The sequence below is a fragment of the Candidatus Omnitrophota bacterium genome (assembly GCA_028716565.1).
GTDB lineage: Bacteria > Omnitrophota > Gorgyraeia > Pluralincolimonadales > Pluralincolimonadaceae > Pluralincolimonas.
This window is the reverse complement of the sequence record JAQUPL010000010.1, coordinates 16007-37178: the sequence shown is the minus strand read 5'-3', so window position 1 is coordinate 37178 and position 21172 is coordinate 16007. Positions and strand designations below refer to the sequence as shown.

Here is a 21172-nt window from a genome sequence, read left to right as displayed (position 1 = left end):
CCGGCACTTCCCCACTAACATCTATCGTATAATATGCCGTTGCACTCGGCGTAGATTCGATAGCGAGATCAGCATAGTGTTCATGCATGGTTCCGAGGCTCGGCTCTCCCGCTACCGGTGCTTGCCAACTATTCATCTCATTATCCTATCTGTGTGTCGATACCAGCATCGTAGAAATTATGCTGGTTCTCATTTGACAAACCGGTATCGTCGCCATTGTTATAGGCACGATTCCCGCTGACGATGTTCCGGTATCCAGCCGCGATCGTTATGCCGGTCGACTTGCAGCCGGTCACTTGGTTGTTCTGGATGAGCGCGTGGCTGTTGGCCACGATTACCCCGTCAGCACACTCTTCTATCGAGGAGTTGACGAGTTGGCAACCGGAGTCGGTGGCGTCGAATTCGTAAAGACTTATATCATCTACATAAATGTATTCTCCTGATCCGCAATAAGAACCGGTAGGGACGAGACCTAAATAAATACCAGTGGCATCGTCGCCAACATTAATCATCGTTCTTATTCTTTGCCATTGATTATAAATTGGTTTTGCATAAGTTGTAGCTATTACATAGGACATCGCCGAAGCATAGTATGAAAAATATATTTGCAGCACATCAACATCCATGTCTTGCCCGCTCGGCCACCAAACCATCATGTCCAATAGATATGATTTTCCGGGAGATAGACCATGCATGTCATCCAAATCTACATTGTCTTGGAACCAAACATATGGGAACAAGTCCTGAGCCGTAAATTTATATGCATACGTTCCTGAATATGCCGCAGATGATGTTCTGGCCCATGCACAAGAGCCACTATATGGGACTGACTCATTGTTGAGCATTGGTTCATCGGTAGTCTCACAATCCCCATTACTTATTTTATTCGTCGTCAGCGACGGCCACATCTCGCACCCGATTGCACAACTCATGATTGCCAGCGAAGATGCGATGATTGTTGCCCCCGCGATGACCTTTAGACCAGTTCCGGCGCACCCGTCGATATTCACACCTCCACCTACCTCCCCGTTCGTCCCGCCCTGAATATAGATTCCATCGTCGTATCCTCCGATGATACCTACGTTGGCAATCAGAAAGTCCTCAACGTTTTCAAAATGCACCAGGTCAGTAGCGTTCGTGTCGCCGGCGTCCCGGGTGATCTTCCCGCCGCCGACGATCGCGATTGCGGACATCGCCGTCGTCGCTGTACCTAATGCCTCTATCGCATTGAAGTTCCCGTTTTTCTTTATTGACGATCCGCTATCGAGTTCAATCGCGATGTTCGATTCGAGGCTCACTGTCGCCGTCGTATTGAATATCGACCCGACGCCTACTATCGTTCCGCCACCTCTCCCGCTGACAAACTGGATTGCATCGTTCCATTCCGATTGATCGCTGGTCCCATCGCAGAATATATCTGCCGGAAGACTACATCCGGCTGTCGCAATAACAAATCTATTATTCCCGCCCCAGTTAGGCGCTCCAAGCTCTCCCGGCCCCGTCCCGCCGCTGCCCGCAGCGTAGACTTCGCGCACCGTGGCACCCGTCGATACCGTCCAGTCCCCGGGGTTCTCCAGCATGTACAGCGTGGTGTCCGCAGTATCAGGCGTGATGTTATGCTCGAAGGACTGCACCGTCACCATGCCGCTGAAACCGAGGTCGGTCAAGTTCACCCACACCGGCGCCCCCGGTTGCATGAAGGCAAGGAACGGCAGGTTACCCATGGAGAAAACGTGCTTCGGGTCTTTCCCGTTCAGCAGGTGCCACTGCAAGATGTTATCGAGCTGCGTGTTCCCGCAGATCATCTCCGAGGAGATAACTAAATCCGTCTGCCCATACATCGAAATGCTCGACGCATTCGATGCAACTCCGATCCTCCCCCAGTTCAGATCATCGCCTTCCCATGACCCCCCAGTACCGGTCGGTAATGCGAGATGATAGTTGCTACCAGTACCGCCAACCTGCATGTTATTAACTATTGGGTTATTCCCAAGATTTCGCCTGATGATTCCCCTTCCCGTGATCTTCATCCCCATGACGTACACGTTGATAATCAACGAGTTCTGGAATACGAGACTCCCGCTTGTAGCATTCTCTTCAAGAACAGTTCCAACGGTTGTCAGTGATGAAGAGTTCCAATGTGGAGAAGAAAGCGCAGTCCGCGTTTTTACATTCAGCGCAAGCGAACTGGCTTTCAGCAATTCCCCAAGCATCGTAGTGTATTCAACCGTGCGCGGTTCCACCGGTGTCCCAAGATAAAACTCACCCGATCCTACTATCTCCCATAAGTCATTCGGATAGCTCGCGTTTACGCCGATCTGCTTTATCTTCGACAGGTCCCACAGTATCAGACCATCGCGGCTGAAGTCGTTCACCCCGCGCACCTTCACGTTGTTTCCGATAAGCGCCGCGATCTCTTTCGTCAAATCGACGTTGTAGCTCTCCGTCGTCAGCACGTATTCTGCTGACGGCTCCGACCACCCCGCTGTCAACCGCGACTCGAATACATACTTCCCGTCGTGCCTGAATCCCGCATACTGCGCCAACGTCGCCGTCGCTATCTCGCGCAGTATGTCCTGGTACGATGCCCCTTCCCTGAACACAGTGTACGGCACCGTCATGTCAACAGCGCCGTTCGTTACTATGTCAGCCGACAGCATGCTCGCGTGTTCCTGCAACAGAATATGAAGCAGTGAGTTGCCAGCATCAGCCGCATCTATGAGCTTCTTGTTTTCGTAGAAGTAGTCCTTGTCGAACTTCTTCCGCATGAAAGCGTAAGCATCGTCGAATATGTTTACCGTGGCGTTCCCGGCGTGCCCGATCCTGTCCTCGACAAACCCATTCTGCGACACCCGCCCGCTGAATATCGTTACGCTCTCGGCACCAACCGACAGCGTTATCTTCATCAACTGGTTAGGATTGAGAACCCCGTAGTATGGCCCCGTGGCATTTATATCCGTGAACCGTTTATCGAGGTTGTCCAGCTCTATGAATGCTTCATTCGCGCCAGGTTCTCCCGATACATTCGTCACTGACCCGTTGATGCGGATAGACTTCACGTAGTCAGAGATGCACGTCCAGCCCGACGGATCGGTCGGTCCCCACAGATACGTGTTGACGTTCTTTAGCGATATGCCGGTCGACGTGAACCATTCATACGATTCGAGTTCCGTTACCGTGGTTGACGCAAGTGAAATGTTGAAAGCCATATCATGATCTCATAGCTACAAGACCCTGACGCACCAACTGCGCCGCCGTCCTGCCGTCCAGATATCGTGCGTTCGGTGCTACAATCGTGATACCTCCTATCCCCGCCGCCGATCTCCCACCTCGCCGCGAATAAGGATTGAGCGGCACCACGGCCTCCGGCCCACGTTCCCCGAGGAGCGCCAGCGTCGGCTCCGTCACCACGCCGCCAGTAGCGAACTTCCGAGGCGCATTCGGATTCGGTATCCCTTGCGTGTTTGTACCAGCACCGAAGGCAGCCCCGCCGACTATCGATAGCCCGCCCGCCGCGATCAGCGCGAGCCCGAGCGCAGGATTCGCTACGATAACTTCGAGCCCCTTCTGGATCATGAGCGGACCGAGTGTACGAAGTATTGAGGAGATGAGCTGCGCCATGGAATCGCTTAAACTCTGCGCCCCTATCACGGCCTGCCCGAACGCCTCCGCTACCCCTACAAGCGCATCCTGCAATAGCGACAATCCGAGGTTATCGAATGAATCTGCAAGTTCCTCGTTCTTCTCAATCATGACCATCGTATTTCCGATATACGTCTGTTGCAGATTGTTTATCCTTGCCAGCTCTTCCCCCTCTACGGCAAGTTGAGCGGCGAGTTCAATATCAATCGCTTGAAATGGCGCAGTAGCCGTTCGCCCTATTTTAGGAGCGAATGTCGTGGCCCCTGCTGCCGCACCCTTTCCTGTCGGCGCTTTCCACATACGGTCTATCGTGTCCATATATTCTTGCGCCGTTTCCAGCCGCAAGATTTGCAACCCAAGATTCTCTTTTAGATATTCGTTCATCAGCTTTTCGGCATCTGATATTTTCACCGTTACATCGGCTGTGGTCTTTGCTTTATCTGCCTGCTCCCTGAGTATCTGAGGAATCTCGCGCATGAGAATAGCAGATTCTTCGAGTGTCGTTTTATTCTGCGCCAACCGCTCTTGAAGTATTTCTACTCTCTGCTGTGCTTTTAATATCGCTTCCGATGCTCCTGGGAGGCCAAGACTTTTCATGGCTGTATTGACAGACTCCTGAGCATCTGCCAAATCTCTCTCGATATATACCTGAGCTGAAACGGCCCTCCTATATCGCTCTTGCGCCATAGTGAGCGTAGACATCATAGCAGCATGATCTTGAAGTTTCTTTGTAGCATCCGATTTATATTTGTCTACAAGCTTTCCAAGCTCTGTATTGAAATTCTTCATCTCCCGTGTCGCAGCGCCAACCGGGTCTAACATGCTTATAAATGCTTCGCGAATAGGCCCGAGCAGAGTAGCTACTATCTCCCCCTGTTGAGCTTTCAAATTCAACATGGCTTCGTTCCATGCCGCTAATGATCCTGCCGCCTTCTGCGATTCCGGATGAAGTTTGGCGTATGCCTTTTCCATGTCACCGACGGCATTAGCAACCCGCATGAATAAGGCCACGAGCCCACCTGCCGCCATGAGACTCGACATCATTCGGGAGAAGTCTCTTATCGGCTGGATGGCCGATTTGATTTTACTTGTAAATCCGCTAACGCCTTCCGCTGTCTTCTGCCCGATATCACGAGTCTGCTGGAGCGTGCTGTTGACCTGCTTCAGATTCGATGAGAGTTCATCTTTTAGCTGTAATACTATTTGATACGTGTCGCGCTCGCCCATCGCTCTTCACCTTATCCAGTTGTCTCGATACGTTGTACCGCACACGGTGCTGTACCAGCGTGAGAATGGACATCAGATGCGGGTCCTCTTCCCAGCACCTCATATACTCGATGGGACTGATTGCGAAACTCGCTTGGTCGCCGACAGAGATAGAGAAGAAAACTTCCAGATACCATCCCCAGCGTTGCAACCCAACCCATTTCATCGACCCCTTTCTGAAGACCGGCGACTTCTGCTCCGTGAAGTTCGCATCTACCGCCGCCTCAATCTCCTTCCTATCCCGGTCGGTTAGGTAGGGTTTGCAGCATCACCGCCTTCAAGCATCTTTGAGAAGTCATCGATAGCCGCGATGACCTTTTCCAAAATGCGGGGGTCGGCTTCATCGAGAGAATCCCATAGCGCCTTGTTCCACTCAGGCACCACACCTCCTGATCGGATGTCCGTGGAAGCGAAACCGTGCGCCAGTTTCAAGTCTCTAATCTTGATCTCCCGGTCCGCCGACCCCTCGCTTCTCGTCTGGACTGTAGTAGCCTTCCCCTTCATATCCACGTCGCCGATGTTGAACCCCGACATCAGCACTTCGCGAATCTGCGCTTTCGCATACGGGCCAAGTATCTTGATGACTACATGCGCGGGCTGGTCGAAGAACTCATCCAGTACCACTTTCCTCGTGTCAGCCTTCTTGACCCCATCAACAACCATACACTCCTCCTATGCCGTCGCTGAATATGCAGTCGAGAAATCGTTCCTGATCGTAATCATCGCCGACACTATGTTCTCTGCCTTGAACGGAAGCTCGATGGTCATCACGTCCGGATCGTAGCTCGGCGTGTCCCCCGTGTACCGCACACTGCGTAACGAAATCGTGAAAGCGTGTAGCGTAGTCGGCAGCGTAGGAACAGGTTCGGCATGCGCCGCAGATAGCGTGATGGCTCTCTTTGTGCCAGCGGCGAAGTTGTTTATCTCTCCCCACGTATTGTCGTTGTAGATCGCTGTGATCCTGCCCGTAACGTTCGAGTCTCCTTCACTCATGGCAACCGGCGTCGCGCTTCCGTGGATACGATGGTCAGCCATGATGCCGTTGTCGATGGTGATCTCAAAGTCCCGCGCTTCCTCGAACAGAGCCGCCGTGAGAACCGATGCCCCGATGGACAACGTGGCTGTCCCTTGCGCCGAGTTGAGAAGGAATGGGCCGAAGTTGGTATATGATGCCGACACCGAATCGGCAGCACTCATCGTCATCCCGATCCCTTCTACCGCGAGCGTCAGCACGTTATCAATCCCGCCTGCAATCGTTAGCCTGCTGATCTTCGCGCCCATGACCTTGATCTCTTTTGGCGTTGAGGTATTGTCTGCCACCCCCGCTGCATGACAGAGAATCGTGGCATACGGCAACTCTTCCGTCAGCTTGAAGTAGTGATCCCAGCAAACCGACGTGACCGACGCAAGAGAATAGTCGCCCATTCCAGCCGCGAGGATGCGCCCGATGTTCGGTGTAACCTCGACCGTGAACGAGAAGGGAACCTGCTTCGTCCCGAGGTACGGAAGCCCGCTAAACCTCGTGCCAAGTCTCCTCCCCGAATCAATAGTGGCGAACTCCTCCAGGAAGCCGCCGACCTCCGTTGGCTGGAAATACGTATAGACTGTCGCGGCAGCGGCCATCGAGGCTTGGATACCCAATCCAACCCACATGTTCCTGCCGGGATTTGTGTCACCTGCCATAGCGGTGCCTCCTATAGTGCGGCCTGATCTTGAACGTCAAACCGCATCGTGTTCGTCACCATTCCCCGAACCGTGTCTCTTTCAATCGCAGCTCCTACGAAATGATGCTTCGTCCCCATGTCGGCATCACCGTAGATAGCTGCAATCACTTTCTCCGCATCTTCCCCGATAGTGCGCTCCAACCGCTTGTCGGTTCCTACATCGTACATGAGCGCAATCTCGATCCCCCATACAAGCCTGATCTGCCCGCTCCCGATAGCGCCGCGAAGCATCTGATCCCCAGGTACTTCCACGATCCGCATCGTGCAGCGCTTCCCCTGCGGCACCGTGTCCACTTCCATCAACGGGAACCCCTTCTTGTTGAGTATCGTTTCGATGGTGTTCCACGTCGACTTGATGCCCATATCATCTCCTCAGCGCGGCTCTGAACGATAGACTCGAATCCGGCCACTGGTCCTCATCGCTATCGTAGTTGAACTTCACCATGTTCATCTTGTTAGTGTAGTCCTCCACGTAGATGTTTGCCCGCTGCCACCACAAGTCATCAGGAGACTTCGAGAGGTTCCTACAAATCTTTACCAGCGTCCACGCGAGGTGCACCGGCCGCAAGTCCTCAGAGTTCATGATCAGCGCAGGCCGGTATCCCTTCGTCTGCACCATCGCCATCACGTCTTCCCATGCCCGGTCAATCTCGCGTTGGAACGTGCGCCTTGCGATGAACCGAGAAGTAGCCGTCAGCGCCGAGCCGAACGTGGTATCGACCGTGATGGTACCCGTCGACCGCGTATTGCCAGATATCCTCTGCTTCTGCCCCTTGCACGCACCATCGGTAATCTCCAGCGTCCCACCTTGGAAGTGGTTGTCCTGATACTCTTTCAGCGCAACCGCTACCAGCGTCACCGTGGTTCCCGAATCGGCTATGCCGGCCTCCATGTACTTCGTGTCTTGCAACTGCGCACATTCCGCTATCAGGTCTTCGTCAGTCACCGCAGGATAAAGCGGATTGAGAACCACGTCGAACATATCGCGGAAATACTTGTACTCACTACCGATTGTGAGCTTCCATACCGCGACACAGTTTTCAACCAACTCATCGAGAATGGTAGCACCAGGAACATACGAACACGTTCCCGTCCCCGATATCGTAGCGGTGGCAAGAGACACGTCCGTCGATCCATCTACGATGATGGATACTTTAGCGGAGGTAGGGACCACCTGCACAGTATGGTCCCATACCTCCAGCTCAAGTTGATCCGTCGTGGATGCCTTGACCAGCTGCTGCTTCATCGCAGCTTCCTCATGCCTGCGTGGTCAGACCCATCCGCAGCCACGCCCTGATAGTTCCTGTGGTCCCGATACCGCATTTGTTATACAGTCTCAGGTACCTTCGGCACTTCACGATACCAATCGCCATATCGCTGAAAGCCTCCGCCGTAACAGCATAGGACGCATCCGCCGGGAACTTCACGAACAGAATGTCGGAGAAGGTGCTCCCGTCTGCGGCATCCTGGACAAAGAGCCCGGGGATGTAAATCCTATCCAGCGTAATCGGCGTCGAGTTCGCTGATGGAGCCGAAACCGAGGCCGTCGCTTCGAACATGATAGCCAGCGGCCGGTTCGGGAACTCCTGCGCCTTGCCAAGGTCTACGATATCAGATTCGGAGCTGACCGTGCTTTCAAGCGTAGGCCCTCTCGTCCAGCTCGTACCTGACCCATCCCAGAACACAAGGTCCTGGTCGCGGACTGCCCGCATCGTCCCGTCGTATAAAGTCGCCATCTCTGATCTCCTTCCTCAGCACATCTTCGCATCAGCGATGAGCGCATTATCGACGATGATGGGAATGCCGTCGTAGAACCCAGCATACGGGGTGTAATCAGTTACCCCAGGCGGATAACTCTGCTTACCCTCGATCATCTTGCTGATGCATCCCCATCCCCTCCATGTGGTGACGAACAGGTCCGGCTTCTGCTCCATGCCCGCGTACAGGTTCGTGAAGTCAATCGTTGCGAGAGAACTTGCCGGCCCGCTGATCCGTCCCACTGCGAGCTGATGATACTGCGCGACACCGAATGCAGCGTTGAAGAACGTGCGGTAAAGCTCGTTCAGGCTCGCGGACGAACCCGTGTTGTCCGTGTCCACAATCGCGCCGTAGTCGTTCGCTTCGATAAGCTTCCCGCTCGGCCCCACGTTGTAGATGCCCATGAACTTGCCCGGCCCGAACTTGAACGCATACACCGAGTCGCCAGTAGAACCAGTCGAGCACTGAATATAGGTGCTCACCACTGACACGACTCTGGCGCACATCCCGTCAAACCCATCGGACGCTGCCGTGGTGCAGACGGACGTGCCACCGTAGAAGAACTGCTGACTTAGACTATGACCCAGCGCTTCGAGATAGCTCCAAGCTTCCTCTGACCTAAGCGCCGTGGGTCCCCTGGGATCGCGATCTGCCCTGATCTTGTCGACTTCGCTGCACCCCGACAGAAGGAATACGCCTTCCGAATGAGGTGTGCGCTCACTCTTCGATGCAGCCACATATGCGCCGAGTCTCCTCCACGCAACAGTGGGCCGCCCGACAATCCGAGTGAACGGCTCCACCCATCCAGTAATCTGCCGCATCGGAATGCGCGCAAACGTAGGACTGCCGCCACCCTGAGTGAGAGCGTCAACAAGGATAGGCTGATCGCCGCCAAGCCGACGTGCAATATCCGCTAACGTCAGCCCGGTTGCATATATCGCCATTCCTTGCTCCTCTCAAGAGGCTAATGTTTCGGGGACATCGGATGGTTGAAGATGCTTTTCATCGAGGCCAACCCTTCCCCGCCCGCAGGAGGCGTCCCGTCTCCTTTGCGCGGTTCAGTCTTCTTGATGAGAGCGGTTTTGGCTTTGCGGAGCCAAGTGATCTTGTCATAATCGTCGATGTTCGGAATCAGAGTCTTGTCGAAGTCTTCCGGCAAGTCCTTCATCTCCGCTTCCAGCATCTCTTTCATGACAGCATCCAGCTTGCTTAGCTGCGCCTTCATCGTCTCGTTTTCCCTGACGGCGGCATCATACAAATCCTTGTACTTCCCCTGCTCCTTAAGAAGCTCCTCTTGCCGCTTCTTTTCTTTGCCCTTCCTCTCCTCTTCGATTCTTTTGAAGTTTTCGAGGTCAGACTGGAGCTTGTCGAACTGTGCCCGAGGCACCATCTCTATTGCGCTGGCTTGCGCTGCTGTCGTCGACGTCGCGTCGGCTTGACCGGATACCGTGCCCTGGCTTGCGGCGGCTGAAGAAGCGGTCCCCTCCTCCTGCTCTTTCTTTGCTTCACTCATATTAGAAGTATCACCCTCCTATGCAAACAGATTCAAGTACCGAAACATTATCCCGGCTCCAGCGTGCAGCGGCACCGCCAGCCGCACACCGTCGCCCCCAATCCAGGAAGCCCCAGCGCTTCCCATTCCTCCCACGTCTTTACCTGCCCGTCACGTTCCGCGCAATCATCGCACCGGTCCGCATCCTTCACGGTTACCCAAGTCCACCGATTAATTCCCTTCCATTCCTCGTGTACCTGCTCTACCGATACATAGTCCACCATCTCGCCGGCTATGTTCCCGAAGCTCCCCATGATGCCTTCGAATAGCGTCCCGCCCAGCGACAACTCCTTTAGCAGCTTCGCGATTATCTCATCCTCACTCATGCCAGCCGCAGCCCAGTCCTTGATAAGCTGCTTGATGCGCTCGGTCCATCCGTCCCCCGTCGTCGATAGTTTGAGGATGATGCGCTCGGCGAACTTATCTATATCGGCCATCAGTCGTACCCGTACTGCTTCATCTGCCGTGTCTTCAGTTTGACGTACCGGTCAGCCGCCTGAACTATCTGCTTCTTAGCCTTCCGCGTTATTCCCATGAACCAATAGCCCATCTGTTGCAGTTTTATTCCTATCTGTTTCCGCTTGGCATTCAACTCGATAACAACCGTATCAGGAGGATGAAAGGTCCGAAGCCATGCCGCCATGCTTCGCCGCGCAAGGTATGGACTCTCGAAATGCGCACCTTTCAGCGGCGTCGTGTAGCCTTTGATGATCTGCTTTTCTAATCTGGTATAGTCGCTGTTCTGTTTCTGCGGCGATCCGTCCGGCTGCTCCTCGCGGTCGATCATCGCGATAATCTCTTTCACCACGTACCCGCCGCAGGTTTTGAGGAAGGTCTGCCGGTCGTCAAACTTCGGTATCTTGATGCTCAGCTTGTCCCAGTCGAGCGGCATATTCTTTACCTGCTTTCTTCGCCTCTGGAATCAAACTCTTTACTATCTTCGATCCCATCTTTACGAACAGTAGTTTCAAGTATTGATCGGGTGACGCCATCACGGCATCCGGCTTGAACTCTCTCAAGAACGCCGTCTCGGCCTCGCCCTTCGCTTTGTCAAAGTTAGCATCCCGCTTCTTGGCAAACTGCTTCGCCGCTTCCTTATTTGCCACGCTTCTTTCCCTTGCGCTTCTTCCTGCCACACGGCATATCACGCCTCCTCTTTCTTCTGGAACGGGATCACCGCTTCCTCTTTCTCCCCGCCGAAGATGGTTTCAAGCACAGACCTTCCCGGCTTCACCTGCGCGTTTTCATCCTTCACCTGCTGCAACTGCTCCATGGCATCATCGCGCGAAAGCTCCGGGTCTTCCTTCATCAAGTAATCTATCTGGTTGCGAATGCCGAACTTGAACTCGAACTCCCACCGCGACTGCTCCTCGGCCATCGTCGGCGGATACTCAATCTCCCCCGGGTTCCACTTCAACTCTACAGTCTCCGGTATCGCCTCCCCGCTGCTCATGTTATTCATCAACCGAATAAGGTCGAATAGTTCCTTCTCCGTCTTCCATGCCACCTGCTTGTCGAACGCTCGAATCTCCTCCAGCGCCCTGTTCGCCACCCGCAACGAATACCCCGATGCGATGTCGCCAGTGATAGTGAAGTTCTCATTCGAGATACCGTAGTTGTTTGCGATGGCTGAAATCTTTCCCCTGATAACCTGGTCGATTGCCGCGAGCTGCGTGTTCAAGTCCAGCGTCGCCGCCGTGGACCCCTGCGGCAGCACGAACGGATAGAGCGGATCGGATATAGCCGACAGTACCGCAGGCCCCACCTGCCCCGAGAACACAACCTGCTTGAAGCTCTGCGTCTTTACCAGATAGTTCATATAGGTATTCAAGACGCCGATGATGTAGTTCGACCGCACAGCATCATAGTTCCAGTTCAAGTCCCAGAACCCCAGCACCGGCGCTGTCCCGAAGTACGGCACCACCGGGATAACCCCATAGGGATTCGTCGTATCCAGATCATCCGAGAACGGGTTTTCTATCTCTTTCCCCGTCGAATCCAAGTATCGAATCTGATCCTCGGTGTACCATACCCAACATTCTATCTGCTGCCCCTTCTTGTCTTTCCCGTTCACCCGATATCCGAACCCGTCCATCTTCAACGGGTCTTCCTGATTCAACTCGATATGCGCGATGTCCGGCGTGATGATCTCCAGCCGCATCTCACCCGAGTCTTCCAGCACTCGCGGACGAAGAAACGTCACCCACGCCGCCTTCGATAGCCGCTGCGCCTCGGCCATCTTCCAGTCGAAATCCATCTGCGAAAGTATCTCGGTGTATCGTGGTACGTCTAACGGCTCTGACCCGGGCCCCTCAGTCGCATTGACAAGCTCCCGCTTCAACCCTTCCTTGTAAACCGTGCATATCTCTCGGATGATGCGCCTGAATATATTCTGGGACGTATCAAGCATGAGCCTGATACGATCCCAGGTTTCAGATACAAACTGCTTCGCCAGTTCCGCGCTTAGGAGGTCTTCCCAGTCGTTTCGGTAGATTCTGATCCGCTCGCCGAGGACGCTTCTGGTGTAGTCTCCGTCAGCGATTGCTGTGATTTGGTCGCCCACTGCCATCGCTTTTCTTTCTCCTCCCATAAAGCGTCATCACGCAGATACGCAATCCTACTCCTCTCCTCTTCCAGATTCAACACACCCGGCATCTTGCTTTGAGCAAAGGCGTTATTGCACATCTGGATATATCTCGGCATATCGCGCGCCTCATCCTCGAATACTACGAACTCCACCTGATTGTTAGGATACTCAAACGTGAAGGTACCATAGTGCAGCAGGTACCGTTCGCAAATATCTATCTTGTCCTTGTTGCTTATATACTTGTCCCGGATGATATCACCGCCGGTCTGCGCCACTTCCTCCTTCGTTACACTCGGCACCTCATACAGCCCGCCTTCGTCGCCTACTCTGAAAACGTCCGCCAGCGACAAGCGCCACACATTAAAGAAGGTCTGTTTGTAATAACTCTGGAACGTGTCTGACGGGCACCCGTTCCTGTACGTCACCTTAGCATGGCGCACGTACTTCATCTTCGTAGGTTCACTCAGCAACCATTTCCCATCTACCTTGGAATATGATCGGAACCTATCCTGCTCTCCGGGGAACCCGAAGTCGCACCCGCACAAGAACAGCGGATTGTACCCCATAAGCGCCGCCATGGTGATCTGGCACGACACCGCGCATCCGTAGACATACAGCGTCGTCGGGATCATCGGATACGCGAGCGGCTGAATCTCGGTATAGAACGGATAGTTGTGTACCGTGATCCTGAAATACAACTTCGCCCCGCGCCATACCTGTAGTATCTCCGGGTCCACACCAGGATGCGTGATAATCCGGCAGTTCCTTCCCTCCCATTCCTCCAACGGCAGCAGCTCATCACTTTCCGTCTTCACGTCCACGATAGCGATATTGAAGTTGTCTTTCCCGAGAGCCGCCATCGTGATCGCCTGCGAGGACGAACAAAACAGCCCGCCCTTCCATCCCCTGATAAGGTCGTGGCACTTGTCGAGCGTAGGCCCCGAACCGATGATGAGCGCCGGTCCCATTCCACTATTCGGCGTCAGGTTCTTCCCCCGCCCCGTGGCGAAGTCGTGAAGGATAAGTGGATGGTTGTAGAAGCTGTTGATGATCTCCCGCTTCAACGCACCCTGAGCATACCGCTGGTTCGATTCTCCGATCCTCGCCTGCACGTCCTTCTCGGCAACCATGACAGTAGTCTCAGGGTCTTCCTTGTCAGCCCTGATCTGGTTCGCCTTCAACTTGTCAATCACCGCCTCTCGCTGCTTGATGAAGTCCAGCGCGAAGAAGTCGACGCCTTGATAGTTCGGATTCGCATAGTGCTGCGGATCAGCGTCCCTCAGATGTGGATCACTCATACCTTCAAGCCACCTTTCTTGTAGACTGCATACGGATTCAGATTGTCCGTCAATATCCGATCATAGAAAACCATCTCTGCAAACCGCAACTGGTCCGCCGTATTGATGTCCAGCGTTTGCCAATATTCGAGAAGATAAGGAATGAAGTACACGTCACCTTCTTTCTCTATCTGCTCCTCGTACAGCGCCCGCGTCGATACGTGAATGCTTCCGTCCACCTTCAGGTTATCGTTTTCCGTGGCCGGCAGCGGTATCGCATAATCGTCGTTCATCATCTTGAACCGGAAGTCCTCGTGAATCTTCGCCATCGCCTGACATATCTTATTCTCCCGGTCCGGGCTTGCGAACCATTTCGCCACCGCCCTGTCGATATCGAATACCTGCCGCAGCGGACTCGTGACCATGAGCCCCACGAATACATCCCGTGGCCCGGCTATCTTTCTGATCAACTCCAGCATCGGAACGTACCCCGGTGAATCGTCGTTCTCTGGCAGCTCGCGCTTGTACGTCTTCGCTCCAAGCTTCGACGCTACCTCCAGGATGCGTTCGCTGTCGCTCGACACCCATACCTCGTCCAACGCGTGAGAGCAGAGCGCCTGAATGATGGTCCACGCCACGAGCGGCCGCCCCGCGAACATCCGCATGTTCTTGTCCGGCAGCCGCGTGCTTCCTCCCCGCGCCGGGATGATGCACACTATCTTCGGCTTGTAGTGATCCGGTGGCACGTTGAAATCCCCATAGTCAGTCTTCATACCCTCCCCTCCATCGGAAGTGCTATCTTCTTCGCCTGCCGCAAGAGCTTGCAAGGCTTCTGCCGCTTTATCAACTGCTCCTGCTCGGCTATCTTGTTGATGAACACAATACAGCAGCGAAGTAATATCGTGATGTCAGTCAGCAGTATTTCCTTCTTCAAGTCATACATCGAGTAGCCTTCGCACGATGATAAATGTACCCACCGGTTCTCTATCTCGTCGATGCTCTCGATGGCATTATTTACCTCGGTCTGCTTCTTCGCGTGCGCGAGCGTCTTCTCGTAGTTGACTGGATAGTCGTTGATCATTCCTTAATCGATCCACCGGTAAGCCCGCCGATAAAGTACCTGTTAGCTATCAGGAATACAACCAGGTACGGCAGGAACGCCGCAACCCCTATCGCCATATCGTAGCCTACGTCCTTCACCGCATACACGTTGATCGCGCTCGCCATGAGGCCGACCAGGTACGTCTGCGTTTCCGGCACCCGCAGGTTGAGCATCGGCCAGATGAAGGACCCTATGCTCCCCATGCCTATCAGCACCACCGCTGTCCCCACTATCGGCCCGGCGAGTGGAAGTACGATCTGCCAGAATATCCGCCACTCCCCCGCGCCATCCATCCTCGCGCTTTCGTTCAAGCTCGCCGGTATCGACTTGAAGTAGTTCCTGAACAGGAACACCATCGTTGAGCCCATGCCCGGCAGGATCACCGCCGGCAACCCGATCATCCCAAGCTTCCCGAATATGACGAACTGCGGCACGAGCAGGATATAGCTGCTGACGAATATCGGCGTCATGAACGCCCAGAACAGCCACCGCGCCCACCTCGCCTTGTTGAACGCGAACACATACCCTGCCGCCCCGTTTATCAGCACCCCACCCACCACATGCACCGCCACTATCAACAGCGTGGTTACGACCCAGCGCGGCAGGTATTTCAGCGCAAGCAGCTTCTCATAGTTTATCAGCGAGAACTTGCGCGGGAATAACGAAGGAGGATCGCGTGCGAAAGACTTGTCCGGGCTGAGGCTGTTGCCAATCATCATGAGCGTCGGCACAAGCCACATGGAGAATAGCAGGATGAGAAGTATAGCGCGGAATACGTCTCCTACGCTTCTGCGCCCGCCCACTTTTCAATCCTCTGTTTGATGAATACCATGGTGCCGATGACTACAAGGAGGATCAAACCCTTCGCCGCCGCATACCCCGGTCGGTTCCAGATGAACGCCGTTTGAAACAAGTTGTACACCGGCGTGGCCGTCGAACCCTTCGGCCCGCCTTCGCCCGTCAAGACGTATATCGTTTCCCAACTTTGCATGGTGCCTACCAGAATCAGAAGCAGCATGAGGAGTATCGTCGGCATCATCAACGGACGCACTACAAGCCTTCGGTACTGTGATTCGCTTGCCCCGTCCACAATCGCCTGATCGTGCAACTCCAACGGTATCGACTTCATCGCCGCTGAACATAGGATGATGAAGGCACCGGGACCCGTGCTAAGCGATACCAGAATAAGCGACAGCCTCGCCGTCCACGGTTGCGTCAACCACGCCACCGATTGCAGACCCCACGAAACAAGGTATTGGTTTATCATCCCGTCACGTTTCAGCAGCCATCGCCATAACAGTGACACGATCAAACCAGTCGTGAGGCTGGGAAGATATGAAATGAATCTTCCTACCGATTGCGTCCTATTGCTGAACCTCGTAAGCATGGACGTCGAGCCATAGGTAAGAAGGATTGTTATCGGCATTAAAGGCACCACGAATATCAGGACGTTCACGAACGACTTCATGAACATCTTGTCCTTGAATGCCTCCGCGAAGTTCCCCAGCCCCACGAACTTTTCAAGCAGGTAATCGGACTCCAACAGAGCGAGCCGCCCCACCATGATCATCGGAGCGACGAACCCCAAGCAGAAGCTCAGGATCGCCGGCAACAGCATGAGCAGAGCGGCCCACGTCTTCACCTAGCGAGAACCTCGTTCGCAGACTCCTCCATCTGCTTCAACGCCGCCTCTGCGGTGATCTCCCCACGGAAGAACGCCTGCACAGGGTCCTTCCAGCCCGCCCGCGACTCTCCGCTGCGAGGCCCGAACGGATCGGTATCCATCAGGCCCGCAACCTTCGCGAGCGCCGCGATGGCAGCATAGCTCGGCTTCGCCGCCTTGCCAGTCTTCGGCTCCAGCCCGATGATGGTCGAGAACCCGCCGTTCATGATGCAGTTCTGGCCGACGTAATCCTTGCCAGCCGCAACAAGCGCCAGCTTCGCCACCATCTTGTTACGTGTCTCGTTCGCGCTGCGGTGCGACACAACGATGGCCTGATAGCCGAACGTCTCGACATGCGCCTTGCCGGGCCCGTGCGGGAACTCGACAAACGTCATGTTGAACTCTTTGTCGAGCTTGCCCTGCTTGACCTGCTCCGGGACCCAGTAGTCAGTATGCCCATTTTGCATGGCGCAGGAGAATACCTTGCCAGTCGTGAACAGTTCCACGCCCGAGTTCTCGTCCTGCTCCTCCGGGAACGGCTGCACGAGGCCCTCATCAACCAACTGCTTCATGTACTTGAAAGCCTTCACGTTGGCAGGCGAGTTGATCGCGCTCACTCCGTAGTTTTTCCCGTTGTAGAGCGAGCCACCGAAAGCGTAGAGCCACTGGTAGTTCCACCCGCTGAGACCATTCTTGATCATGATCATCGTGGCAGGAATACCAGCACCCTTCAGCTTCCGCGCGATGCGCAGAAACTCGTCCGTAGTCCACTTCGCCTGATCCGGCATCTTCTCGCCGATCTTCGCGAGCATATCCAGGTTCACCGCGAACCCGCCGGCAATCTGCGATTGCGGCAGAGCATACACGTTGCCGTTCCGGATGTACGGCCCGATGGACTCCGGCTTGTACTGCGCCAGTTCCGCTTTCGTGAGGTACTGCTTCATGTCCATGGCGTAGGCGTCGTGAAGGTACGGGTTCGCGTTCCCCGATGCCTCGATCCAGACATCCGGCGGCGTCCCTGCCGCGAGCAGCGTCTGGAACGTCAGCATCCCCTGCGTCACGTCCCGGAACTGAATCTGCACCTCAACCCCAGGATTCGCCTTCATGAACGCAGCCACGAGCTTCTGGTCCATGTTCTCGAATCCACCTACCGGCGTATGCTCCTCGTTGAGCCACATAGGACCGGTAGCCATCCAGATCAGCTTCATCGGCGCTGACCATGAAACCGTTGCCAGCACGAGTGCCAGCGTGATAAGAAGAATCCGCTTCAAAGATTCTCCCTCCCCCTAAAGTATTTTATCCCTCGCCAACGGCGAGTTTATTCTCACTGAGATTGGTGACTAAACGTATTCCCTGTTTCAATACCATAAAGGTAATTTCATTTGTGTTATATGGAAATCTGACCAATTTGCTGCTTCTCCATAGATGATTGAACGTGGTACAACTATCCGTATATCCTATTTCGAGTGGGAAACATATTCCACCGATTTCTATCGACCCATCGCCATCCTCTTTATTGTTTCTGACGCTTGCTTTGATATCGGGATGCGCACTATTTATGATATTCTCATTTGTCTCTTTATCTTTATCTGGTTCAGCGCAAGAATCAGTCCGACATGAGAAACTAATGCATTCGTCGTTATATAATAATGTTACCAGCATACCATAAACATATGCGTCAATTATATCATAATCATTATTGAAACCAAATGGTTGCGCAACATAATCCATTAACCATTTGGAATAATTACCATAAGAAATATCTTTCAGATAATACTTGGTATTTATATACGACTCACTATCATTCGATAAATAATTTTCTATCATTCTCTTTATTTCTTGTTGATATTCTGAATGGTGCGCCCGTCTTTTACCCTTCAAGCTTTTCTATCTCCTCGCCCAGTTGTACGTGGTGACGAGCGGCGGAGCCTCAGTCGTGCGCTCCTTGAACCCGTTGAACTCCCCGCCCATCCACGTACCGCCAAGCCATAAGCCCTCGAATTTCCCGCCGCGATGCACCCCGCCGTGCCAGATGCCGGAGTGGATGTCCCCGCCGCGCTTCTCCCCGTTCAGCACCGTGCAGTTCCAGAATTGTCCGTCGATAATAATGCCGTCCCGGAACAGCCCGCCCATCCACAGCGTCTTGTCGTCACCGCACCAGATGCCGTCATGAATCGTGCCGCCCCACCAGATGACGTATCCGTCCTTCGTCACCTCACACGCACCGCCCTCGCTGTCGCAGTTTTGTAGCCACTGCGGCCAGTCGTAGAACGGCGTGAGGTCGAAGTCCGGCCGGTTCGCTTCCTTCGTCCCGTGCAGCTTCTCCGGGAAGTTAGGATAAAATATCATGCCGCTATTCGTCGCTCGGAACAGCGGGAACTTCCCTGCGAGCAGTTCGCCGATAAACAACCGGTCCCCCGGCGGTTGTTTGATGATGCGTCGGAAAGTTTCCTCATCCCAGCCGAGCGCGTCCTTCTTTTGCTGGTCGCGCGGCGAGAGCGCAGCGATGCCTTCCCTTGTTTTTCGAGCCATCAGCCTTCTCCTTTGTAAGCGTAAGAATATGCCAAGAAGTTTATATATCAGATTCATTACATGCAGAGTATCATATATTTAGCATCTGTCAACATTTATTTTCTGCGCCGCACAACCTTGATAGCATCCTCAATCACCTTCAACCCTATCCTCAAATCAGCTCTGGATATGACAAGCGGAGGCGCAATCTTCACCGTCCCTCGCCCGGTATCGATAAGCAGCAGCCCCTTGTTTCTCGCCACCTCCACAACCTTCGCCGCGTTGACCATGTAGAACGAGAACGCAAACCCCTTCCCCATGAACCCATCAATAAGCCCCTTCTCCTGCATCCTCTCGGCCGCTTGCCGGATGATCCCCTCGTCTCTCTTCACCTTGTCGAGCAGGTGCTTCGACCTGATCTCCGCTATGGTAGCTACGCAGGCCGCGCACCCGAACGGATTCCCTGAGAACGTGGACACGTAGTCCGCCTCCGGGTTCTTGTCCAGCAGCTCTGCTCGCCCGGCCACGAACGCGAACGGCATCCCTCCCGCCGCCGCCTTCCCCCCCACCACGATATCAGGCGCGAGATGGTAGTGCTCGAACCCGAACCAGGTCCCTGTGCGCCCGAACCCGGCCTGCATCTCGTCGAATATGACGATCCCGCCCTTGTGCTGGAGGTTCTTCAACGTCTCGATGAACGACGGCGGATACCATTCGCACCATGGCCCGATGAACGTCTCCAGTAGCACCGCTGTCTTGTCTTCCTCCGACAGCCGCTCGATATGTCCGCACTTCCCGAAGAATGCGCTCTTTGCCAGCCCCCCAGCCCACCCAGCCCCTATCGTGGAGCCATGGTACGACCGCTCATGCGTGAGGACCCTGAACCCGTTGTCAACCGCTATCTTGATTGCACAATCAATACCCTCGGAACCGGTGGAAAGAAGGATATAGCGATCAAGGTAGCGTGGCAGTATGGAGTCCAAAGCCCGATACGTCGCCAGTCTATGCTGCGTTGGAGCGTACCAGCCTGACCACCCTCTACATTTAGCGATGGCATCAGAAACGCTTTGATTGTCGTGCCCGATATTCGCGGTGAGGAGGCCAGAGGTAAAGTCGATGTATCCTGCAACGTGCGCCCCCTTTGCGTTGCGCCATTCAGGAATCTGCTGTCCTAAGTTCTGTACCGAAAGCGGCTCGTAGACGTTAAGCTTTTGCCGGAGTGAAATCATATACCTGACCCCATAGGCGAGGTGAGATTACGATATCAGGAATACCCAATCGCAGGTTCATCACTTGATCCACTACATATTTGTGTAGTGGCCCCTTCTTCCAGTAGACTCCGATGTTGTTGACCTGCTGCGGCGTCTCAGCCCCGAATATCGCCACGTCAGGATCGAGGTGCCACGCCCACCGCACGGCCATCTCTACCACGCTCATATCGTTTTCGTCGGCGATCTCTCGCAGGCCGATGAGGTATGGCTTCGCTGCTTCGATAAACGCTCCGTTACCAACGTTGCCGCGAAGGACGCCGCCATAGGGTTCGGATAGCAGCCCTTGAAGTAGTAAGCTGCGAACGAAGGTTCGCTTGCCAAGTGAACGAAGGACCCTAAGCTCCGCATCCATGCGCCCGTCAAGGATCGACGCCGGTACCTGGATGTTCTTGTACGGCAACGAATGGACCGTTTCCGCTTCCGCCACGTCATAAACCGATACGCCATCCGCGCCCTCCGGATTCAGCTTCGCGATATCCACCCCGATGCAGTAGTACATGATATGGTCGACCCGACTCATGCGCCGCTTGCTCTGCTCGATCAGCGCGAGAATCTTTTCCCTTGGATACGCAGCGTTGTACTTCCCGTTCACCTCGAATGCATCCGGATGCGCTTGTAGATACTTTCCGATGCGCTCCTCGGCCAGCCCGTATTCCGAGGAAGTATCGAGCATGGTGAAGCCCGCACGCCGCGCAGTGGCAAGCAGCGTGTTGGCCTCCGCGTCGGTGAGCATCCCCTTTGTGTTGTTTACTCCGTAATGAACTCCGAGCTGTACTGTTCCTAATGATAGTTTCATACGCGCATTATATCACACATATC

Annotated in this window: 23 protein-coding genes; all 23 read right to left on the bottom strand. The window is 54.4% G+C overall.

From position 1 onward, the window contains the following. Positions 1–140: 140 nt before the first annotated feature. On the bottom strand, positions 141–3209 hold the full coding sequence (locus tag PHO67_08410) for a right-handed parallel beta-helix repeat-containing protein (protein ID MDD5547158.1): 3069 nt from the start codon (positions 3207–3209) through the stop codon (positions 141–143). A gap of 1 nt (position 3210) precedes the next feature. After that, entirely contained in the window at positions 3211–4869 is a 1659-nt protein-coding gene (locus PHO67_08405; protein ID MDD5547157.1) for a hypothetical protein, read from the bottom strand. Positions 4870–5157: 288 nt separating this feature from the next. After that, positions 5158–5571 carry a hypothetical protein gene (locus tag PHO67_08400; protein MDD5547156.1) on the bottom strand — a complete coding sequence of 138 codons (414 nt, stop codon included), beginning with the start codon at positions 5569–5571 and terminating at the stop codon, positions 5158–5160. Positions 5572–5580: 9 nt separating this feature from the next. After that, positions 5581–6591: a phage tail tube protein gene (locus PHO67_08395; GenBank protein ID MDD5547155.1), complete on the bottom strand. Its 1011-nt coding sequence runs from the start codon at positions 6589–6591 to the stop codon at positions 5581–5583. Positions 6592–6602: 11 nt separating this feature from the next. Further along, complete coding sequence (locus PHO67_08390) at positions 6603–6995, bottom strand: hypothetical protein (GenBank protein MDD5547154.1); 393 nt, start codon at positions 6993–6995, stop codon at positions 6603–6605. Position 6996: 1 nt separating this feature from the next. Next, the gene (locus tag PHO67_08385; GenBank protein ID MDD5547153.1) at positions 6997–7878 is read right to left on the bottom strand and encodes a hypothetical protein; all 882 of its coding nucleotides are present in this window, start codon (positions 7876–7878) and stop codon (positions 6997–6999) included. Positions 7879–7888: 10 nt separating this feature from the next. Continuing rightward, complete coding sequence (locus tag PHO67_08380) at positions 7889–8368, bottom strand: hypothetical protein (GenBank protein MDD5547152.1); 480 nt, start codon at positions 8366–8368, stop codon at positions 7889–7891. 15 nt (positions 8369–8383) lie between these two features. Continuing rightward, positions 8384–9334 (bottom strand): hypothetical protein, encoded by a 951-nt coding sequence (locus PHO67_08375; protein ID MDD5547151.1) that lies wholly within the window; start codon positions 9332–9334, stop codon positions 8384–8386. Between the two features lie 20 nt (positions 9335–9354). Continuing rightward, the gene (locus PHO67_08370; protein ID MDD5547150.1) at positions 9355–9903 is read right to left on the bottom strand and encodes a hypothetical protein; all 549 of its coding nucleotides are present in this window, start codon (positions 9901–9903) and stop codon (positions 9355–9357) included. Between the two features lie 47 nt (positions 9904–9950). Beyond that, positions 9951–10268 (bottom strand): phage minor head protein, encoded by a 318-nt coding sequence (locus tag PHO67_08365; GenBank protein ID MDD5547149.1) that lies wholly within the window; start codon positions 10266–10268, stop codon positions 9951–9953. Positions 10269–10378: 110 nt separating this feature from the next. Then, positions 10379–10834, bottom strand: a complete 456-nt coding sequence (locus PHO67_08360) for a hypothetical protein (GenBank protein ID MDD5547148.1) — start codon at positions 10832–10834, stop codon at positions 10379–10381. Further along, the gene (locus PHO67_08355) at positions 10788–11078 is read right to left on the bottom strand and encodes a hypothetical protein (GenBank protein MDD5547147.1); all 291 of its coding nucleotides are present in this window, start codon (positions 11076–11078) and stop codon (positions 10788–10790) included. Before PHO67_08355 ends, PHO67_08360 begins: the two co-directional genes overlap by 47 nt. A gap of 8 nt (positions 11079–11086) precedes the next feature. Continuing rightward, positions 11087–12511, bottom strand: coding sequence for a hypothetical protein (locus PHO67_08350; protein MDD5547146.1), 1425 nt, complete (start codon positions 12509–12511; stop codon positions 11087–11089). Then, entirely contained in the window at positions 12406–13827 is a 1422-nt protein-coding gene (locus PHO67_08345; protein MDD5547145.1) for a DUF115 domain-containing protein, read from the bottom strand. Before PHO67_08345 ends, PHO67_08350 begins: the two co-directional genes overlap by 106 nt. Beyond that, positions 13824–14579 carry a hypothetical protein gene (locus PHO67_08340; GenBank protein MDD5547144.1) on the bottom strand — a complete coding sequence of 252 codons (756 nt, stop codon included), beginning with the start codon at positions 14577–14579 and terminating at the stop codon, positions 13824–13826. Before PHO67_08340 ends, PHO67_08345 begins: the two co-directional genes overlap by 4 nt. After that, positions 14576–14887: a hypothetical protein gene (locus PHO67_08335; GenBank protein MDD5547143.1), complete on the bottom strand. Its 312-nt coding sequence runs from the start codon at positions 14885–14887 to the stop codon at positions 14576–14578. The genes PHO67_08340 and PHO67_08335 overlap by 4 nt, the downstream gene beginning before the upstream one ends. Next, positions 14884–15711 carry a carbohydrate ABC transporter permease gene (locus PHO67_08330; GenBank protein ID MDD5547142.1) on the bottom strand — a complete coding sequence of 276 codons (828 nt, stop codon included), beginning with the start codon at positions 15709–15711 and terminating at the stop codon, positions 14884–14886. The genes PHO67_08335 and PHO67_08330 overlap by 4 nt, the downstream gene beginning before the upstream one ends. Then, a complete protein-coding gene (locus tag PHO67_08325) occupies positions 15690–16496 on the bottom strand; it encodes a sugar ABC transporter permease (protein MDD5547141.1) in 807 nt (268 codons plus the stop codon). The genes PHO67_08330 and PHO67_08325 overlap by 22 nt, the downstream gene beginning before the upstream one ends. 50 nt (positions 16497–16546) lie before the next feature. Next, a complete protein-coding gene (locus tag PHO67_08320) occupies positions 16547–17842 on the bottom strand; it encodes an extracellular solute-binding protein (GenBank protein ID MDD5547140.1) in 1296 nt (431 codons plus the stop codon). 25 nt (positions 17843–17867) lie between these two features. Then, positions 17868–18452, bottom strand: coding sequence for a hypothetical protein (locus PHO67_08315; GenBank protein ID MDD5547139.1), 585 nt, complete (start codon positions 18450–18452; stop codon positions 17868–17870). A 6-nt stretch (positions 18453–18458) separates the two neighbouring features. Continuing rightward, positions 18459–19103 (bottom strand): hypothetical protein, encoded by a 645-nt coding sequence (locus tag PHO67_08310; protein ID MDD5547138.1) that lies wholly within the window; start codon positions 19101–19103, stop codon positions 18459–18461. Positions 19104–19198: 95 nt separating this feature from the next. Next, positions 19199–20311 carry an aminotransferase class III-fold pyridoxal phosphate-dependent enzyme gene (locus PHO67_08305; GenBank protein ID MDD5547137.1) on the bottom strand — a complete coding sequence of 371 codons (1113 nt, stop codon included), beginning with the start codon at positions 20309–20311 and terminating at the stop codon, positions 19199–19201. Continuing rightward, positions 20286–21149, bottom strand: a complete 864-nt coding sequence (locus PHO67_08300) for an aldo/keto reductase (protein ID MDD5547136.1) — start codon at positions 21147–21149, stop codon at positions 20286–20288. The genes PHO67_08305 and PHO67_08300 overlap by 26 nt, the downstream gene beginning before the upstream one ends. Positions 21150–21172: the final 23 nt, after the last annotated feature.

Excerpts from the sequence above, each read along its gene's own strand:
- PHO67_08410 (MDD5547158.1), bottom strand. The coding sequence starts at position 3,209 with ATGGCTTTCAACATTTCACTTGCGTCAACCACGGTAACGGAACTCGAA.
- PHO67_08405 (MDD5547157.1), bottom strand. The coding sequence starts at position 4,869 with ATGGGCGAGCGCGACACGTATCAAATAGTATTACAGCTAAAAGATGAA.
- PHO67_08400 (MDD5547156.1), bottom strand. The coding sequence starts at position 5,571 with ATGGTTGTTGATGGGGTCAAGAAGGCTGACACGAGGAAAGTGGTACTG.
- PHO67_08395 (MDD5547155.1), bottom strand. The coding sequence starts at position 6,591 with ATGGCAGGTGACACAAATCCCGGCAGGAACATGTGGGTTGGATTGGGT.
- PHO67_08390 (MDD5547154.1), bottom strand. The coding sequence starts at position 6,995 with ATGGGCATCAAGTCGACGTGGAACACCATCGAAACGATACTCAACAAG.
- PHO67_08385 (MDD5547153.1), bottom strand. The coding sequence starts at position 7,878 with ATGAAGCAGCAGCTGGTCAAGGCATCCACGACGGATCAACTTGAGCTG.
- PHO67_08380 (MDD5547152.1), bottom strand. The coding sequence starts at position 8,368 with ATGGCGACTTTATACGACGGGACGATGCGGGCAGTCCGCGACCAGGAC.
- PHO67_08375 (MDD5547151.1), bottom strand. The coding sequence starts at position 9,334 with ATGGCGATATATGCAACCGGGCTGACGTTAGCGGATATTGCACGTCGG.
- PHO67_08370 (MDD5547150.1), bottom strand. The coding sequence starts at position 9,903 with ATGAGTGAAGCAAAGAAAGAGCAGGAGGAGGGGACCGCTTCTTCAGCC.
- PHO67_08365 (MDD5547149.1), bottom strand. The coding sequence starts at position 10,268 with ATGAGTGAGGATGAGATAATCGCGAAGCTGCTAAAGGAGTTGTCGCTG.
- PHO67_08360 (MDD5547148.1), bottom strand. The coding sequence starts at position 10,834 with ATGCCGCTCGACTGGGACAAGCTGAGCATCAAGATACCGAAGTTTGAC.
- PHO67_08350 (MDD5547146.1), bottom strand. The coding sequence starts at position 12,511 with ATGGCAGTGGGCGACCAAATCACAGCAATCGCTGACGGAGACTACACC.
- PHO67_08345 (MDD5547145.1), bottom strand. The coding sequence starts at position 13,827 with ATGAGTGATCCACATCTGAGGGACGCTGATCCGCAGCACTATGCGAAT.
- PHO67_08340 (MDD5547144.1), bottom strand. The coding sequence starts at position 14,579 with ATGAAGACTGACTATGGGGATTTCAACGTGCCACCGGATCACTACAAG.
- PHO67_08335 (MDD5547143.1), bottom strand. The coding sequence starts at position 14,887 with ATGATCAACGACTATCCAGTCAACTACGAGAAGACGCTCGCGCACGCG.
- PHO67_08310 (MDD5547138.1), bottom strand. The coding sequence starts at position 19,103 with ATGGCTCGAAAAACAAGGGAAGGCATCGCTGCGCTCTCGCCGCGCGAC.
- PHO67_08305 (MDD5547137.1), bottom strand. The coding sequence starts at position 20,311 with ATGATTTCACTCCGGCAAAAGCTTAACGTCTACGAGCCGCTTTCGGTA.
- PHO67_08300 (MDD5547136.1), bottom strand. The coding sequence starts at position 21,149 with ATGAAACTATCATTAGGAACAGTACAGCTCGGAGTTCATTACGGAGTA.